General features: G+C 68.2%; 18 protein-coding genes. 14 read left to right on the top strand and 4 right to left on the bottom strand.

The window, feature by feature from the left end; translation table 11 throughout:
• Positions 1-91 precede the first annotated feature (91 nt).
• On the bottom strand, positions 92-406 hold the full coding sequence (locus tag KHB019_RS10560; RefSeq protein ID WP_230102453.1) for a DUF2470 domain-containing protein: 315 nt from the start codon (positions 404-406) through the stop codon (positions 92-94).
• Positions 407-504: 98 nt separating this feature from the next.
• Here KHB019_RS10560 and KHB019_RS10565 point away from each other — a divergent pair, with 98 nt between their 5' ends.
• The 4 genes from KHB019_RS10565 to KHB019_RS10580 are packed head-to-tail and all read left to right on the top strand — an operon-like array spanning position 505 to position 4,018.
• A complete protein-coding gene (locus KHB019_RS10565) occupies positions 505-1,788 on the top strand; it encodes a serine hydrolase domain-containing protein (RefSeq protein ID WP_337458915.1) in 1,284 nt (427 codons plus the stop codon).
• Between the two features lie 30 nt (positions 1,789-1,818).
• The gene (locus KHB019_RS10570; protein ID WP_230102455.1) at positions 1,819-2,742 is read left to right on the top strand and encodes a tryptophan-rich sensory protein; all 924 of its coding nucleotides are present in this window, start codon (positions 1,819-1,821) and stop codon (positions 2,740-2,742) included.
• Positions 2,669-3,211, top strand: a complete 543-nt coding sequence (locus tag KHB019_RS10575; RefSeq protein ID WP_230102456.1) for a Dps family protein — start codon at positions 2,669-2,671, stop codon at positions 3,209-3,211. The genes KHB019_RS10570 and KHB019_RS10575 overlap by 74 nt, the downstream gene beginning before the upstream one ends.
• A 3-nt stretch (positions 3,212-3,214) precedes the next feature.
• Entirely contained in the window at positions 3,215-4,018 is an 804-nt protein-coding gene (locus KHB019_RS10580; protein ID WP_230102457.1) for an SDR family oxidoreductase, read from the top strand.
• A 60-nt stretch (positions 4,019-4,078) separates the two neighbouring features.
• On the opposite strand, the gene KHB019_RS10585 is transcribed toward KHB019_RS10580, so the two are convergent.
• Both KHB019_RS10585 and KHB019_RS10590 read right to left on the bottom strand, forming a co-directional pair.
• Entirely contained in the window at positions 4,079-5,272 is a 1,194-nt protein-coding gene (locus KHB019_RS10585; protein WP_230102458.1) for a 4-hydroxybenzoate 3-monooxygenase, read from the bottom strand.
• Between the two features lie 94 nt (positions 5,273-5,366).
• A complete protein-coding gene (locus tag KHB019_RS10590) occupies positions 5,367-6,116 on the bottom strand; it encodes an IclR family transcriptional regulator (protein ID WP_337458916.1) in 750 nt (249 codons plus the stop codon).
• Positions 6,117-6,228: 112 nt separating this feature from the next.
• Here KHB019_RS10590 and KHB019_RS10595 point away from each other — a divergent pair, with 112 nt between their 5' ends.
• The 3 genes from KHB019_RS10595 to KHB019_RS10605 all read left to right on the top strand — a co-directional run bounded on the left by KHB019_RS10595 (position 6,229) and on the right by KHB019_RS10605 (position 9,321).
• On the top strand, positions 6,229-8,112 hold the full coding sequence (locus KHB019_RS10595) for an FAD-dependent monooxygenase (protein ID WP_230102460.1): 1,884 nt from the start codon (positions 6,229-6,231) through the stop codon (positions 8,110-8,112).
• A 123-nt stretch (positions 8,113-8,235) separates the two neighbouring features.
• On the top strand, positions 8,236-8,664 hold the full coding sequence (locus tag KHB019_RS10600; protein WP_337458917.1) for a MarR family winged helix-turn-helix transcriptional regulator: 429 nt from the start codon (positions 8,236-8,238) through the stop codon (positions 8,662-8,664).
• Between the two features lie 9 nt (positions 8,665-8,673).
• Entirely contained in the window at positions 8,674-9,321 is a 648-nt protein-coding gene (locus KHB019_RS10605) for a nucleotidyltransferase domain-containing protein (RefSeq protein WP_337458918.1), read from the top strand.
• Here KHB019_RS10605 and KHB019_RS10610 read toward each other — a convergent pair.
• A complete protein-coding gene (locus KHB019_RS10610) occupies positions 9,318-10,232 on the bottom strand; it encodes a LysR family transcriptional regulator (protein ID WP_337458919.1) in 915 nt (304 codons plus the stop codon). The genes KHB019_RS10605 and KHB019_RS10610 overlap by 4 nt on opposite strands.
• Positions 10,233-10,350: 118 nt before the next feature.
• On the opposite strand from KHB019_RS10610, the gene KHB019_RS10615 reads away from it, so the two are divergent.
• Genes KHB019_RS10615 through KHB019_RS10645 form a run of 7 tightly spaced genes read left to right on the top strand, consistent with a single transcriptional unit; the run spans position 10,351 to position 17,147 of the window.
• Positions 10,351-11,382 (top strand): amidohydrolase family protein, encoded by a 1,032-nt coding sequence (locus tag KHB019_RS10615; protein ID WP_337458920.1) that lies wholly within the window; start codon positions 10,351-10,353, stop codon positions 11,380-11,382.
• A gap of 11 nt (positions 11,383-11,393) precedes the next feature.
• The gene (gene ligK, locus KHB019_RS10620) at positions 11,394-12,086 is read left to right on the top strand and encodes a 4-carboxy-4-hydroxy-2-oxoadipate aldolase/oxaloacetate decarboxylase (protein ID WP_230102479.1); all 693 of its coding nucleotides are present in this window, start codon (positions 11,394-11,396) and stop codon (positions 12,084-12,086) included.
• Between the two features lie 3 nt (positions 12,087-12,089).
• Positions 12,090-13,049, top strand: a complete 960-nt coding sequence (locus tag KHB019_RS10625) for an amidohydrolase family protein (protein ID WP_230102480.1) — start codon at positions 12,090-12,092, stop codon at positions 13,047-13,049.
• A gap of 29 nt (positions 13,050-13,078) precedes the next feature.
• Entirely contained in the window at positions 13,079-14,479 is a 1,401-nt protein-coding gene (locus KHB019_RS10630; protein WP_337458921.1) for a protocatechuate 4,5-dioxygenase subunit alpha/beta, read from the top strand.
• 33 nt (positions 14,480-14,512) lie between these two features.
• Complete coding sequence (locus KHB019_RS10635; protein ID WP_337458922.1) at positions 14,513-15,478, top strand: Gfo/Idh/MocA family oxidoreductase; 966 nt, start codon at positions 14,513-14,515, stop codon at positions 15,476-15,478.
• Positions 15,479-15,489: 11 nt separating this feature from the next.
• Positions 15,490-16,449, top strand: a complete 960-nt coding sequence (locus KHB019_RS10640) for an aldo/keto reductase (protein ID WP_337458997.1) — start codon at positions 15,490-15,492, stop codon at positions 16,447-16,449.
• Positions 16,446-17,147 carry a substrate-binding domain-containing protein gene (locus KHB019_RS10645; RefSeq protein ID WP_337458923.1) on the top strand — a complete coding sequence of 234 codons (702 nt, stop codon included), beginning with the start codon at positions 16,446-16,448 and terminating at the stop codon, positions 17,145-17,147. The genes KHB019_RS10640 and KHB019_RS10645 overlap by 4 nt, the downstream gene beginning before the upstream one ends.
• Positions 17,148-17,172 lie beyond the last annotated feature (25 nt).

Genomic DNA, 17,172 nt, shown 5'->3' on the forward strand with positions numbered 1-17,172 from the left:
GTGTAAGGGCAACCTAACCTTAACCGGAACCGCGGATTTCCGGGCTCGGTTCAAGCGCCTGAGCGCGGTCACGCTCAGGGGTGGTCCACGATCAGGCGTGTGGGCGGGGTTCGATGCCGAGCTTCTCGCAAGCCGCGTCGTACAGCGCGACGACTTCGCGGCGCACTGCTGGGCGCTCGTCGATCGATCCGCCTGGCCACGGCACGCGCAATTCCTCGGGGATCCCGGCGCGGGTGATCTGCCACACGCCGCCGTCCCCGTCGAGATCGGTCATGACGGCATCCGTGATCGGCAGATCGGATGCCGTTGCGAACGCACGCGCGATGAGGAGGTTGTCATCGGTGTGGTCGCCGTTCATGTGGCGGAGGATGGCCGCGACCACGTCGGCGTCGAAGATGTGGGGCATGGTCATTACTGTATGTCTCCCGCAAGCGGGGCGCAGCGCGCCGGACTTCTCGGCACCGCACCTTAGACTCGGTGGATAGATCATCGGGGAGACTCTTCATGCACCTTCGCCCGTCGCGCCCTATGCGCGCCGTCGCCGCCGGCGCCGTCGCGCTCGCGCTCGTTCTGACCGGATGCACGTCGGAGGAGACTTTCTCCTACACTCCTCCGGCTCAGGTGGATCAGCCGCTGCCCGACGACACGTCTGCTCAGTTGCAGGCCGCCGTCGAGAACGCGATGCAGAAGGTCGGCGCGACCGGCGCCATCGTCGGCGTGTGGGTGCCGTGGAGCGGAACCTGGGTCACTGGTCTGGGAACGCAGTCCGTCGAGAACACGACGCCGGTGACGAAGGACATGTCCTTCCGGATCGCGAACACGACGCGCATCATGACGTGCGAGGTGCTGTACGCGCTCGCCGACGAGGGCACCGTCGAACTCGACGCCGCCGTGCCCGAGTACGTCTCGGGTGTCGCCGACCTCACGGACGTCACCCTGCTCGATCTGTGCAACGGCACGAGCGGCATCGGATCATCCGAGGCAGCCGTCCGCGGGATGTGGCAGAACACCCCTGAGCGCGTGTGGGCGCCTCTGGAGCTCGCGGCCTACGGCCTCGGCGCCGGCCTCACCGAGCCGCACACGACCTACCGCGATTCCGACGCCGGATACCTGCTTCTGGGGCAGGCGCTCGAGCGCGCCTCCGGCATGACGGCATCCGAGCTCATCGCCAAGTACGTCGCGCACCCGCTTCAACTGGAGCACACGTCGTTGCCGGCTCCGGCCCCCGCGACGCCGGGTGACGACCCACTGAGCGGTAACTATCTCAACGCGGTCGAAGGCGGTGGCTACGACTGCACCGCCCCTGTGGACATCACGAAGGTGTCGTCGAGCACCGGCTTCACCAATTCCGGCGCCGTGTCGACGATCGGCGATCTCGGCCGCTTCATCCAGGCCGCCGCACGCGAGGGACTGCGTGAGGGCGCTGAGCCGAGCCAGTTCGCGAAGCCCCTGCCGGTCTCGGCCAAGGCCGACTCGTGGTACCAGGTCACCGGCGGCGCGTACATGGTCGGTCCGCTGATCGGTCAACACGGGTGGACGCCCGGCTACGCCTCGGCCGCCTACGCCGATCCGGAGACCGGGTTCACCGTCGCGGTCGTCCTGAACAACTCGGCCTCGGGGGGCAGTGTGGCTGCGTACCTCGCCTGGGAACTCGCTGCCATCGCCTCCAAGGCGCCAGCGGCAGAGGGTCAGACGGCACCCGAGTTCGGGCTCCCGTTCACCGCCGACAAGTACCACGCGGTCATCTCCGACCTCAACGTCTGCGCCACGCCGCCCGCCGCCGGCTGAGCCCGAGGCACTCGCCTCTACTCTGGGGGCATGTCCCAGACAGAGAAGTCTGATCGCGTTCGTCGGATCGTCGTCGCGCTGACGATCGCCGGGTCCATCGTGGCTGCGCTGGCGGGCTCAGGACTGTTCGGCGGGGCGAGCATCGCGGATGCCGCAGGCGGCGCCTTCGCGGCGGACGCCACGGTGCTGGCACCCGCCGGGTTCGCCTTCTCGGTCTGGTCGGTCATCTACCTGGGCCTCGTCGCGTACGCGATCTGGCAGTTGGTACCCGCGCAGGCTGCGAAGCCGCGCCACCGCGCGGTCGGCTACGGCATCGCGGCATCCGCTCTTCTGAACGCCGTCTGGATCGTGTGCGTGCTGGCCTGGCGCATCGCGGAGTCGTTCGTGATCATCGTGGTCCTTCTCGGGGTGCTGCTGATGACGTTCGTGCGGGCATGTAGACGGGACGGGCGTCGCACGGTGGCCGAGATCGTGCTCATCGACGGCGTCATCGGGCTGTATCTGGGCTGGGTGACCGTGGCAGCGGCGGCGAATCTCGCCGCGTGGCTGGCGGATGTCGGCATCGAGTCCTGGGCGCAGGCTCCAGGCGTCCCAGGGACGATCACGCTGATCGTCGCCGGACTCATCGCCCTGTTCACCGCCTGGCGCGGCGGTCGGTGGGCACCCGCCATCGCGACCTCATGGGGACTCGTGTGGATCGCCGTCGGTCGTTGGGCCGGGGAGCCTGCGGCTCCGGTCGTGGCATCCACCGCGATCGTGCTGGCGGTGCTCGTGCTGCTGGCGACCGCATGGAGATTCCGGGCTCGCACGCGTGTTCGCGATAGTCAAGCCCCTGCATCCGACGGATCGGCGCCGGTACCGTCGCGGCCAGGAGGTCATCATGGCAACGACCAAGAACACGCGTACGGCCCGCGGAGGCACGGGGGAGAAGAGCACACGACGGCAGAACGCTGAGAAGGGCTTCGTGGCGTCGAAGAAGCTCGGCGAGGACCTTCAGGCGGTACTCGTCGACCTGCTCGAGTTGTCGATGCAGGGCAAGCAGGCGCACTGGAACGTCGTGGGGCGCAACTTCCGCGACACGCACCGGCAGCTCGACGAGATCATCGAGGCGGCGCGCGAATTCAGCGACACGGTCGCCGAGCGGATGCGCGCGTTGCACCACGTCCCGGACGGACGCAGCGACACCGTGGCATCCACCACGACACTGCCCGAGTATCCGCAGGGAGAAATCGACACGACGGAGACCGTGGATCTGATCACGGTGCGGCTCGAGGCGACCGTCGGCACCATGCGCGGCGTGCACGATGCCGTCGACGAGGAAGATCCCACCAGCGCCGACATCCTGCACGCGATCATCGAGAAGCTCGAGCAGTTCGCGTGGATGGTCAGTGCCGAGAACCGGAAGCCCGCCGCTCGCGGCTGAGCCATGACCCTCACCGAACGCGGGGGTCTCGCGATCGTCACGGGCGCGGACTCGGGCATCGGCCGAGCCGCGGCCGTGGCGCTCGCCGCCGACGGCTTCGATGTCGGCATCACATGGCGCACGGATGAGGCAGGAGCAGAGGCGACCGCCTCAGAGGTGCGCGAGCACGGGGTGCGCGCGCTGATCGCCCCGCTCGATGTCGCGGACATCCCGGCATGCGGAGACGTCATCGACCGTCTCACCGAAGAACTCGGCGGACTCGACGTCTTCGTGCACAACGCCGGCACCGGCCTGAAGACGCCCTTCCTCGACGTGGGTCTCGACGAGTGGAAGCACGTGCTCGATGTGGACCTGACCGGTGCGTTCGTCTGCATTCAGCGTGCCGCGCGTCAGATGGTGCGCGCGGGGCGCGGCGGGCGGATCATCGCCGTGACCAGTGTGCACGCGCATCAGCCGATGGTCGGATCGAGCGCGTACGACGCGGCGAAGCACGGTCTGAGCGGTCTGATGAAGAACATCGCTCTCGAACTCGGCGGAAGCGGGATCTCGGCGGTGAGCGTTGCGCCGGGCGAGATCGCGACGCCGATGACCGGGCAGACCGATCAGGATCCGCACGGCACTCACCGTGCCGGCATCCCGATGGGGCGTCCGGGAGACGCTCGCGAGGTCGCAGCACTGATCGCGTTCCTCGCCTCCCCGAGAGCGGCGTACATCTCCGGAACCTCGATCGCAATCGACGGCGGGATGCTCCAGATGGGACCGCAGGCCGGTGCCCACCTCATGAGCGACGAGTGGCGCTCCGTCTGAGGCGGGCCAGCTGGCGCGGTCTATCCCACCGTCGACAGGACCCCGCCGGATAGCTGAACCTCAATCGAGCGGCCAGCCCGTGTAGGCCTCGGCGAGGTAGGTGCGGCCCGCCTCGGAGTCGGTGACCGACCGCAGCTCGCCGAGCTGGCGCCGGCGGTCGAACTCGTTGTGCTCTGGGAGCAGGTGCAGCATGCTCGTCATCCACCACGAGAAGTGTTGCGCCTTCCAGATGCGCTTCAGCGCCTGTTCGGCGTAGGAGTCGATCAGGCGCTCGTCGCGCTCGTCGAACAGTGCGCCGAGTGCGCGGGCGAGCAGCACGACATCGGCCACCGCGAGGTTCATGCCCTTCGCGCCGGTGGGCGGAACGGTGTGCGCGGCGTCGCCGACGAGCGCAGCACGGCCGTGGCGCAGCTCGCTCGCGACGAAGCTGCGGAACCTCAGCACGTCGCGCTGGAAGATCTGGCCCTCCTTCAACGTCGTGCCGGGCACGCGGGACTGCAGCGTCTCCCAGATCTCCGCCTCGCTCATCGCATTCGGATCGGCATCCGGGTCGCATTGGAAGTACATCCGCTGCACCTCGGGGCTGCGCTGGCTGATCAGCGCGAAGCCGTTCTCGGAGTTGCTGTAGATGAGCTCTTCCGCGCTCGCCGGGGCCTCGCAGAGGATGCCGAACCAGGCGAACGGATACTCGCGGAAGTAGCCGCTGCGCGAGTCGCCGGTGATCGCCGGGCGCACGACGGAGCGCGACCCGTCGGCGCCGACCACGAAGTCGGCGTCGATGATGAGCTCTTCACCGTCGGCAGTCGTGGCGACCACGCGCGGGAGCTGGCTGTCCACGCCCTCGACGCGGGATGCCGTGACGCCGAAGCGCAGGTCCTGCCCCGCACCCAGACGCAGGGCGAGCATGTCCTTCAGGACCTCGTGCTGCGGGTAGAGCCACACGCTGCGGCCGACGAGCTCGCGGAAGTCGATGCGGTGCCCCGCGCCCTGGAAGCGCAGCTCGATGCCGTCGTGCCGGTCGCCGACCGTGTGCACGCGGGTGTTCGGGTCGATCGCCGTCAGCAGGTCGACCGTGCCCTGCTCGAGGATGCCGGCGCGGATCGTCGACTCGATCTCCTCGCGCGAGCGCTGGTCGATGACGACCGACTCGATGCCGGCCTCGGCGAGCAGATGGGACAGGATCAGGCCGGCCGGGCCGGCCCCGACGATCGCGACCTGGGTTCTGACAGGCTCGGTGCGGATGCTGGTGCTCACGGTGTCTCCTTCGACGGGGATGCTGCGCACAAGTCTGCAACGACGGACTCGGGGACTCGGCATCCTTCTCATTGAATGGGAGCGGGCCCCGGGTTCAACGCATCGCGCGCAGGGCGCCTTCGATACCCCTTGCCGCATCCAGGAGTGCAGCGACAGCCGGTTCGGTCGCGGCATCCCGCGGCAGGATGACCGAAAGTGCGGCGATGACCTCACCGTGATCGCGCACTGGTACGGCGATGCCGGTGGAGACGGCTTCGATCGATCCGGGAGCGATGACGAAGCCCCGCCGCCTGATCGACGCGAGGAGCGACCGGAGCGCCGAGGCATCCGTCACTGTGTCTCGCGAGACGGCTCGCAGGGGAGCGGCGAGCACGCGCTCGCGCACGGCGGGATCGGCGAACGCCAGCAGAACCAAGCCGGACGAGGACGCGTGCAGCGGCAGGCGTCCCGCGATCCGGGTGATGTTGGCCCCGGCATCCGGGTGCGAGAGGCGTTCGAGGAACAGGGCCTCCTCATGTTCGAGGACGGCGAGCTGCGTGTGTTCGCGGATGATCGCCTGCACGCCCTCCATGTGCGGCAGCGCCGCCTGCCGCAGTCGCAGTGCGCTCGATCCACGCAGCGCGAGCTCCCACAGGCGCATGCCGAGCCGTACGCGATTCTCCTCGTCGCGCTCCAGCAGGCCGGCCCTGATGAGGTCCCCGACGATGCGGTGCGCGCTGGACGGCGGCAGCCCGGTGCGACCCGCGATCTCGGAGGCGGTCTGCATGGTCCGGTCGTTCGTGAACGTGTCGAGCACGCGCACGATCCGATCGGTCATCGAGTCGCCGGACGAGGAGTTCGCCATGGGGACCAGCTTGGCACGCGGCATCCGTCCGGCGTCTCGGTGTACTCGGATCGGAAGAAGGTGTGTACAATCGTTGGCACCCCAACTATCCCGGGCGATCGAAGGAGATCCCATGCAGTTCTACCGAGACGGCTACCGCCCCGGCGATCCCGACATCAAGATCGCGGCCCCCCAGGTCGCCGATCGCTCAGCGGATCTTCCGGACGCCCTCGACGTGCTCATCGTCGGCACCGGCCCCGCTGGCACGGTGCTCGCCGCCCAGCTCGCAGCCTTCCCCGACATCACCACCCGCATCATCGAGCGCCGCGAAGGTCCGCTTGAAGTCGGCCAGGCCGACGGCGTCGCGTGCCGCACGGTGGAGATGTTCCAGGCGTTCGGCCTCGCCGATGCGCTGGTCCGTGAGGCGTACTGGGTCAACGAGGTGCGGTTCTGGGGCCCATCCGACCACGATCGCTCGAGGATCGCCCGCACGGGCTGGGTGGAGGACACTCCTGCCGGACTCAGTGAATTCCCGCACGTGATCGTGAACCAGGCGCGCATGCAGCAGTTCCTGCTCGAGCACGCCGCGAAGTCCGCCAGCAAGCTCGACGCCGACTACGGCATCGAGTTCGTCGGCTATGAGATGGATGCCGACTCCGAGCATCCCGTCATCGCCACCCTGCGGCGCACGGACGGCTCCGAGTTCACCGTCCGCGCGAAGTACGTCATCGGCTGCGACGGCGCTCGGAGCAACGTGCGCCGTGCTCTCGGCATCCGTCTCGAAGGCGACGCCGCCAACCACGCGTGGGGCGTCATCGACGTGCTCGCGACCACCGACTTCCCGGATTGGCGCACCAAGAACGTCATCCAGTCCGACGGCAAGGGGAGCCTGCTGATGATCCCGCGCGAGGGCGGGAACATGGTGCGCGTCTATGTCGACCTCGGCGCCGTGTCAGCCGGCGACAGCACCATCCGCAGCACCACGGCTGAGCAGCTCACCGACGTCGCGAACGCCATCCTGCATCCGTATTCGATCGACGTGCAGCAGGTCGCCTGGTCGAGCGTCTACGAGGTCGGCCAGCGCGTGGCCGGCCGCTTCGACGACCTGACGGCGGAGTCACCGGCGGATGCCGTCCCGCATCTCTTCCTCACCGGAGACGCGTGCCACACCCACAGCGCCAAGGCCGGTCAGGGCATGAACGTCTCGATGCAGGATGCGTTCAACCTCGGCTGGAAGCTCGCCGCGGTGCTGCAGGGACGCTCGGATGCCGCGCTTCTGCGCACGTACTCCGAGGAGCGCCAGGCGATCGCCGCCGACCTCATCGCATTCGACAAGCACTGGTCGGCATTCATCGCGCAGCCGGCGCTCGACCCCGAGCATCCAGAGCGCGGCGGCGTCTCGCCGGCCGACATGCAGGCGGAGTTCGCCCGCCAGGGCCGTTACACCGCCGGGATCGCGACCACCTACACGCCATCGACGTTGACCGGGACCGCCGAGCACCAGCAGCTCGCGAGCGGATTCGAGATCGGGACGCGGTTCCACTCGGCGCCGGTGTGGCGAGTGGCGGACGCCCGCCGGATGGAGCTTGGTCACTCGCACCGCGCCGACGGACGCTGGCGCATCTACGCGTTCGGAGACGCGTCGGGCGCTGGGCTGCGGGAGTTCGCAACATGGCTCGCCGACAGCTCGGACTCTCCGGTTCGCGCGTTCACCGCACCGGATGCCGACATCGACAGTGTGATCGAGGCGCACGCGGTGTTCCGCGGGTCGCGGCACGACGTCGACGTGACCTCGCTGCCGGAGATCCTGTTGCCGAAGTCCGGTCCGCTCGGGTTGCAGGACTGGGAGAAGGTGTGGGCGGCGGATGCCGATGACATCTTCCACGCGCGGGGCGTCGCACCGGAGGGCGCCGTCGTCGTCGTGCGCCCTGATCAGTACGTCGCTCAGGTGCTGCCGCTGTCAGCACGCGAGGAGCTGCGCGACTTCTTCGCCGGCTTCCTTCTGCCGGTCACCTGAGGCGCGCACGGTGCGGACGCGCCATGCTGTATCAGTTCGGTCGGTTTCACCGCACTCAGAACCGACGAAACTGATACGGCATCGCCGGTTCGACGCTGTCGACTTGAGAGGATGGATGCCGTGATGACCATGGCAGATCTCCCGGAGCCGCAACGCCACGTCGGCAACCTCATCCGCCGCGCGCAGCAACTGCACCTGGCGACCTGGGCGCGAGTGGCCGATCCCGACATCACGAGCACGCAGTACAGCATCCTCGCCGTGCTCGAGCGACTCGGTGAGGCGAGCCAGCGAGAGCTCGGCGACGAGGTCGACCTCGACCGCTCCACGATCGCCGACCTCGTGCGACGGATGGAGAAGTCCGGACTCATCGCGCGCCAGCGCGCGGCATCCGATGCGCGACGGAACGTCGTGACGCTCACCGCGCACGGCGCGGCGGAGCACGCGCGACTGGCCCCGCGGGTCGTCGAAGTGCAGCGAGAGCTCACCGGTCATCTGGGGTCTGCCGAGTCGGCGGCGCTGTTCCGGGGGCTGTGGCAGATGCTCGAGCGGTAGCCTCGATCTATGACCACTTCCGCCGCGACCGCATGGGAACCGCTGTCGACGGAGGTGGTCGCCGAGCTGCTCGCCAAGGCTGATGTGCGCTGGTGGTTGTCCGGCGGAGCTGCACTCGATCGCTGGCTCGGCCGCTCGATTCGCGAGCGCACGAACATCGACGTGAGCGTCCTCGCAGCGGATCTCGCCGCTCTGGTGGCAAGCTTGCCCGCCGGGTACAGCGCGTGGGCGCCGTCCGGCGAAGACGACGAGATCGTGGTGTTCGAGGATGCTCCGCAGGATGCCGACCTGCAGCCCGTGCTCATCCGCGACGACGCGAAGGATGCCTGGGTCCTGCAGGTGAACGCGGAGGACGGCGCACCGCGCGCCTGGGTCTACAAGCGCGATCCGCGGCTGACCCTGCCGTGGGATCGTGCGGTGCTCGACGTCGACGGCATCCCGACCGGAGCACCCGAGGTGCAACTTGTCTGGAAGGCCCTCCGCCCGCGTTCGGAGGACACCGCCGACAAGGATGCCGTGCTACCGCACCTCGACGAGGCGGCGGTCTCGTTCTACGAGACGGCGCTCTTGCGCATACACCCGCACTCGACGTGGGCGATCCATGTGCGGAGCCCGTTCGCACCCGCGAAGGCCAGTTGGAACCGCAAGAAGCCCTAACCGCGTCCCCGCCGGTACTCACCCGTCACGACGGCATCCAGCACCACCGAGCGGAACCACCGCTGCGCCGGCGACAGACTCGCCTCTCGCCGCGTGTACAGCGACACGGGGGTCGACTGCGCCGGCCACGGCAGGTCCGCGAAGCGCAGCCCGCCGAACCAGCCGCTGAACACCTCGGCGATGTGCCGGGGCACGAGCACGACGAGATCCGTCGCCTCGAGAACGGCCGGCACGGTCGAGTACTCCTCGACGGTGAGGGCGACCTGGCCCATGAGCCCGTGCTCGGTGAGCACCTGCAGCGGGAAGACATGCCCGCCGCGCGCGCTCACGCGCACGAACCGGCGCCCCTCGAACATGTCGGGCGACGTCTCGGGCAGCGGGTGCCGCCCCGACGACAGGGCCACGTACTCGACGGCCCGCACGTGCGTGCGCCACAGCCGCGGACTGCCGATCATCGACACCGTCATGGCCAGGTCGATCGAGCCGCGGATCAACCCGTCCTCGACCTGGTCCGAGTCCAGTCTCGCGACCTGCAGGTGCGGGCTGGCGGCCTCGCGGGCCAGCGCCTCCATGATCGGCGGCAGGAACGTCTGCTCGCCGATCGAGGTGAGTCCGAGCGCCAGCTCGCCGCTGAATCCGGACGGCTCGAACGCGTCGGGATCGCTGACGGTCTGGTCGATCTGCGCGAGCGCCTCGTGCAGCGGAGCGAACAGCGCGGTCGCCTTCGCCGTCGGCACCATGTCGTGCCCCTCGCGGCGGAACAGCTCGTCGCCGAACTTCTCGCGCAGTCGGCGGAGCGTGTAACTGACCGTGGGCTGCGTCACGTGCAGGCGTTCGGCGGCGGCCGTCACGCTGCGCAGTTCGTACAGCACGACGAACGTCCGCAACTGGTTCAGATCCGCAAGCGCCATGCATAGAGCGTATCTATGTTGAAAGCAAGACACATCTATTGGACGGCATCCGATCGCCGACTTAGAGTCGTGAGTGACACCCTCCGAGTTCAGCCTCGAGTGACAAGGACGACACGCGTTGATCATCGACATCCACGGCCACTACACCACCGCCCCCGCACAGCTGGGCGCCTGGCGTGACCTGCAGATCGCCTTCACGAAGGGCGACGGCGAAGCGCCGGACCCCGCCGACCTGCACATCAGCGACGACGACATCCGCGAGACGATCGAAGCGAACCAGCTCAAGCTCATGAACGAGCGCGGCAGCGACATCACGGTCTTCAGCCCGCGCGCCTCCTTCATGGCACACCACATCGGAGACCTCGCCGTCAGCGAGACCTGGGCGCGCATCTGCAACGATCTCGTCGCCCGCGTCGCGGAGCTCTTCCCCGACCGTTTCCTCATGGGTGCGATGCTCCCGCAGTCGCCGGGTGAAGACCCCAAGACCACGATCGCCGAGCTCACCCGCGCGGTCGAAGAGCTCGGCGCCGTCACCGTCAACCTCAACCCCGACCCCTCCGGCGGAAAATGGTCGGCACCCGCACTCACGGACCGCTCGTGGTACCCGATCTACGAGAAGCTCGTCGAGTACGAGCTCCCCGCGATGGTGCACGTGAGCACCACCTGCCGCCCCGACGTCTTCCACACCACCGGTGACCACTACCTCGGTGCCGACACCACCGCGTTCATGCAGCTGCTCAAGGGCGACCTGTTCCGCGACTTCCCCGATCTGAAGCTCGTCATCCCGCATGGCGGCGGCGCGGTGCCGTACCACTGGGGCCGGTTCCGCGGGCTCGCGATGGCCCTCGGCAAGCCCGAGCTCGAAGAGCACCTCCTGAACAACGTCTACTTCGACACCTGCGTCTACCACCAGCCCGGCATCGACCTGCTGACCGACGTCATCCCGACCAAGAACATCCTGTTCGCCAGCGAGATGATCGGCGCCGTCCGCGACATCGACCCCCGCACCGGCCACTACTTCGACGACACCAAGCGCTACGTCGACGCGACCACCAACCTCAGCGGCTCGCAGCGTCAGGCGGTCTTCGAGGGCAACGCCCGGGACGTCTACCCCCGCCTCGACCGTGCCCTGAAGGCACGCGGGCTCTGAAAGAGAAGAACATGCGACTGAACAACCTCGGCATCGTCCGCACCAGCATCCAACGCCCCGACCCCGATGACGTCGCGCGCCTGTCGCAGTTCGGCGTCGCCACGATCCACGAGGCCATGGGGCGCGTCGGCCTCATGCGGCCGTACATCCGCCCGGTGTACAACGGCGCGAAACTGTGCGGCCCTGCCGTCACGGTGCTGCTGCAGCCCGGTGACAACTGGATGTTCCACGTCGCCGCCGAGCAGGTGCAGGAGGGCGACGTGATCGTCGCCGGCTGCACCACCGAGAGCGAAGACGGCTTCTTCGGCGAGCTGCTGGCCACCTCGCTGACCGCCCGCGGATGCAAGGGTCTCGTGATCGATGGCGGCGTCCGCGACGTCGCCGACCTCGAGAAGATGGACTTCCCCGTCTTCTCCCGCGCCGTGAACTCCAAGGGCACGGTGAAGGCCACGCTCGGTTCGGTCAACGTCCCGGTCGTCGCGGCCAACGCCCTGGTCAACCCGGGTGACGTGGTCGTCGCCGACGTGGACGGCGTCGTGGTCGTGCCGCGCGAGCTCGTGGGTGCGGTGGCGGATGCCAGCCGGAAGCGCGAGGACAACGAGGAGTCCAAGCGGCAGAAGTTCCGCGAGGGCGTGCTCGGACTCGACCTGTACGGCATGCGCGAGCCGCTCGCCGCCGCCGGCCTGGAATACGTGGAGGACTGACGGATGCCGCAGACCGATACTGTTCACGGCGAGACGACGGGCCCGTTCGAGAAGACCGAGGGCTGGCTGGACTGGTACGACGGCCCCTCGAAGCCGACGTTCACGCTACCTGAGGGTGCGGTCGATGCGCACTGCCACGTCTTCGGGCCCGGAGCCGAGTTCCCGTACGCGCCCGAGCGCAAGTACACCCCGTGCGATGCATCCGCCGAGCAGTTGTTCGCCCTCCGCGACCACCTCGGCTTCGACCGCAACGTCATCGTGCAGGCCACCTGCCACGGCGCCGACAACAGTGCCCTCGTCGATGCGTTGAACCGCAGCGAGGGCCGTGCCCGCGGTGTCGCCACGGTCCGTCGCGACGTGACCGACGAACAGCTGCGGGAACTGCACGCGGCCGGCGTCCGCGGCGTTCGCTTCAACTTCGTCAAGCGTCTCGTCGACCGCATCTCGACCGACTCGCTCGACGAGATCGTCACGAAGATCGCCCCTCTCGGATGGCATGTGGTCATCTACTTCGAGGCGGAAGACCTTCCGGAGTTCTACGACTTCTTCTCCAGCATCCCGACGGATGTCGTCGTCGACCATATGGGCCGGCCCGACGTCACCAAGGATGTCGACGGGGAAGAGTTCGCCCTGTTCCTGCGCTTCATGCGTGAGAACGAGAACGTGTGGACCAAGGTCTCGTGCCCCGAGCGCCTGAGCGTCACGGGGCCCCGCGCCCTTCCTGAAGACAACAGAGACGGCGAACTGCACGCGTACACCGACGTCGTGCCGTTCGCCCGACGTGTGGTCGACGAGTTCCCCGATCGCGTGCTCTGGGGAACCGACTGGCCGCACCCCAACCTCAAGGACCACATGCCCGACGACGGACTGCTGGTCGACTACATCCCGCAGATCGCGACGACGCCCGAACTGCAGCAGAAGCTGCTCGTGGACAACCCGTCTCGTCTGTATTGGGCCCGTTGAACCGCGGGGAAGACTGAAGGAGAACCATCATGGCACTCGACAAGCCGTACAAGAACGTTCCCGGGACGACCATCTACGACGCCGAGCAGGCGCGTAAGGGATACCACCTCAATCAGTTCGCGATGTCGCTGATGAAGCCCGCGAATCGGCAGCGCTTCCTCGCCGACCAGGCGGCGTACCTCGACGAGTGGCCGCTGAACTCGGTGCAGCGTCAGGCCGTTCTCGACATGGACATGAACACCATGATCGCTGAGGGTGGCAACATCTACTTCCTCAGCAAGATCGGTGCCACGCACGGCATGAGTTTCCAGCAGATGGCCGGCTCCATGACCGGCATGAGCGAGGCCGCCTACCGCGACATGATGCTCGGCGGCGGACGGAACCCGAAGGGCGCTCGCCTCAAGGACCTCGATGGCTGGACGCCGCCGTCGACCGAGAAGGCGACGACGATGCGTCCGGATGCCCCGGCGAAGTACACGTCGGCGCTGTTCACTTCGCACGTGCCGGCGATCGGTGCCGCGATGGACCTCGGCAAGACGGAGGAGCCGTACTGGAAGAAGGTCTTCGACGGGTACCAGTGGACCCGCAAGTGGGCCAAGGAGAACACCCCTGACGTCGTCATCCTCGTCTACAACGACCACGCGACCGCGTTCGATGCGAGCATCATCCCGACGTTCGTGCTCGGCACGGGTGCGGAGTACCCGGTCGCCGACGAGGGCTACGGCCCCCGCCCCGTACCCGACGTGCAGGGCTACCCGGAGTTCGCCGCGCACCTCGCGCAGTCGATCATCCAGGACGATTTCGACCTGACGCTCGTCAACGAGATGGTCGTCGACCACGGTCTGACCGTGCCGCTGTCGCTCGTCTACGGCGAACTCGGCCCCGACGAGCAGTGGCCCGTGCGCGTCATCCCGCTCGCGGTCAACGTTGTGCAGTACCCCGTGCCGTCCGGTCGCCGGTGCTACGAACTCGGGAAGGCCCTGCGTCGCGCGATAGACAAGTGGGACGGCGAAGAGCTCAACGTGCAGATCTGGGGCACCGGCGGCATGAGCCACCAGCTCCAGGGCCCGCGCGCCGGCCTGATCAACAAGGAGTGGGACAACGCGTTCCTCGACCACCTGATCGCCGACCCCATGGGTCTGACCGAGTGGCCGCACATGGAGTACGTCGACGAGGCGGGTTCCGAGGGCATCGAGCTCGTCGACTGGCTGATCGCCCGCGGTGCGATGGACGACCAGTTCGACGGCGAGGCCCCCTCGACGGATCACCGGTTCTACCACGTGCCGGCATCCAACACCGCCGTCGGTCACCTGGTCCTCAGCAACCCGGTCGGTCGGACGGATCTCGCCGAGGACCCGGCCTCGGCCGAGATCCAGGACGGGGCGCCCGCCCCCGAGCCGGCCGAGACCGCAGCCGTGGCCAACGCCTGACATCCTGGTATCGAACCTCGAGAGGGAGAGCGAATGAGCGACAAGATCCGTATCGCCGTCGTGGGCGCGAATGGCGCCTTCGGCATGAAGCACCTGGACGGCCTTCGGAACATCGAGGACGCCGAGGTGACGGTCGTGGCCGCCACCTCGCAGGAGAAGGCGGATGCTGTCGCCGCGCAGTACGGCGTCGCGAACGCGGTCGTCGGACTCGAAGCCGTTCTCGGCCGCGACGACGTGGATGCTGTCATCCTGGCGACTCCGACCGGGTTGCACGCCTCGCAGACCCAGGCGGTGCTCGCCGCCGGCAAGCACGTCCAGGTCGAGATCCCGCTCGCCGACTCGCTGGCGGATGCCGAAGCCACCCTTGCGGTGGCCGAAGCCGTCGAGGCATCGGGCCTCGTCGCCATGGTCGGGCACACGCGTCGGTTCAACCCATCGCACCAGCTCGTGCACGAGCGCATCGAGGCGGGCGAGTTCGCGGTGCAGCAGATGGACGTGCAGACGTACTTCTTCCGCCGCACGAATACCAACGCCAAGGGCGAGAAGCGCTCCTGGACCGACCACTTGCTGTGGCACCACGCCGCGCACACGGTCGACCTGTTCGCGTATCAGGCCGGCAAGATCGTCGAGGCGCACGCGCTGCAGGGTCCGATCCACCCCGAGCTCGGCATCGCGATGGACATGTCGATCCAGCTCAAGAGCGAGACCGGCGCGATCTGCACGCTGTCGCTGTCGTTCAACAACGAAGGCCCGTTCGGCACGTTCTTCCGGTACATCGGCGACACCGCGACCTACATCGCCCGCTACGACGACCTGTTCACCGGCAAGGAGGAGCAGATCGACGTCTCGAACGTGGCCGTCAGCATGAACGGCATCGAGCTGCAGGACCGCGAGTTCGTGGCTGCGATCCGTGAGGGCCGCGAGCCGAACTCGTCTCTTCGTCAGGTGATCGACTGCTACCGCGTGCTCGGCCAGTTGGAGGAGCAGCTCGCGTCATGATGCTCCCCCGCATGGGTCTAGGCTGCATGAACCTGAGCCACGCGTACGGCATCCCGCCGTCGCCCGAAGACGGGCTGGCGCTGCTGCGCACGGCCCTCGACTCCGGCGTCACGCACCTCGACACCGCGACGCTGTACGGCGGGGGACGCAACGAGGAGCTCGTCGGTCGAGCGCTGAAGGGTCGCCGGGACGAGGTCGTGCTCGCCAGCAAGGGCGGCATGGCTCAGGTCGACGGCAAGAAGGTCATCGACGGTCGCCCTGCGACGTTGACGGCGCAGGTGGATGCTTCGCTTTCGCGGTTGGGTGTCGACCGCATCGACCTGTACTACCTGCACCGCTGGGACAAGAACGTGCCGATCGGCGAGAGCGTCGGCGCCCTCGCCTCGCTCGTGGATGCGGGAAAGATCGGCGCGATCGGACTCTCAGAGGTTTCGGTCGCGCGACTGCGCGAAGCGCAAGCCGTCGCACCGATCGCCGCCGTGCAGAACGAGTACTCGCTGTGGAGCCGGAATCCCGAACTCGGGATGCTCGAGGCCACGGCGGCAGATGGGATCGCGCTGGTCGCGTTCTCGCCGGTCGCGCGCGGGTTCCTCGGCGACTCGGTCGGCAACCCTGCTTCCTTGGCCGAGAAGGACATCCGACGGGCGATGCCGCGCTTCTCCTCGACCCACTGGCCCGCGAACGCGGCGCTGCTGCCGGGTTGGCGTGCGCTCGCCGCGGAGGCCGGTTGCGCGCCGGCACAGCTCGCGCTTGCGTGGCTGCTGTCGCGCGGTGACCACGTCGTTCCGATCCCCGGCACGACGCGCGCGGACCACCTGCACGAGGACTTCGCTGCTCTCTCGCTGTCGGTGGATGCTGCACTGCTCGCCCGCGCGGGCTCACTCATCAACACGGCTACGGTCGCCGGTCCGCGCTACGCGCCCGGCCCTGCCGCCGAGGTGGATGCCGAGACGTTCGAGGATGCCGCGTGAGGGCCATCTCCTCGATGGCGACGCGTCACGTGCTCGCCGACCTGCTCGCCGCGGCTGAGATCGCGGGCCTCCCGGCCGTCGAGGTCGAATCCGTCGGGGGAGTGGACGCCGCCTCCCGAGTCGCCGACGGCGAGGCGTTCGATCTCGTCTTCCTCGCCTCCGGTGCCCTTCGGAAGCTGGCGGATGCCGGGAATGTGGATTCTGCGACGGCGCGCTCGATCGTGCTGTCGCAGGTTGCCGTGGCCGTGCCGTCCGGCTCGGGCGAGCCGGCGCTGCGGCCAGACGGGCCGGCGTTCGCGGACGCCGCGGAACTGCAGGCGACCCTGCGATCGGCATCCCGCATCGGCTACTCGACGGGGCCCAGCGGCACGGCACTCGTGCAGATGATCGACGAGTGGGGCTTGACCGACGAAGTCGGCGATCGGCTCGTGCAGGCGCAGCCCGGCATCCCTGTCGCGAAGTCCGTGGCGGCGGGCACCGTCGACCTGGGGTTCCAGCAGCTCAGCGAGCTGGTGGGTCACCCCGGCATCCGCATCCTCGGCGTCATGCCCGACGACTGCGCGATCGACACGGTCTTCGCCGGGGCCGTGGCGACGGCATCCTCGTCGCCTGCCCAGGCCGCCGAGGTGCTCGCGTTCCTGGCCTCCGACGACGCTGCGGCGATCAAGACACGCCACAACTTCGGCATCCCCGCCTGACGTCGACGCACAACGTAACGTGGCG

This window comes from Microbacterium sp. KHB019 (assembly GCF_037285405.1).
GTDB lineage: Bacteria > Actinomycetota > Actinomycetes > Actinomycetales > Microbacteriaceae > Microbacterium.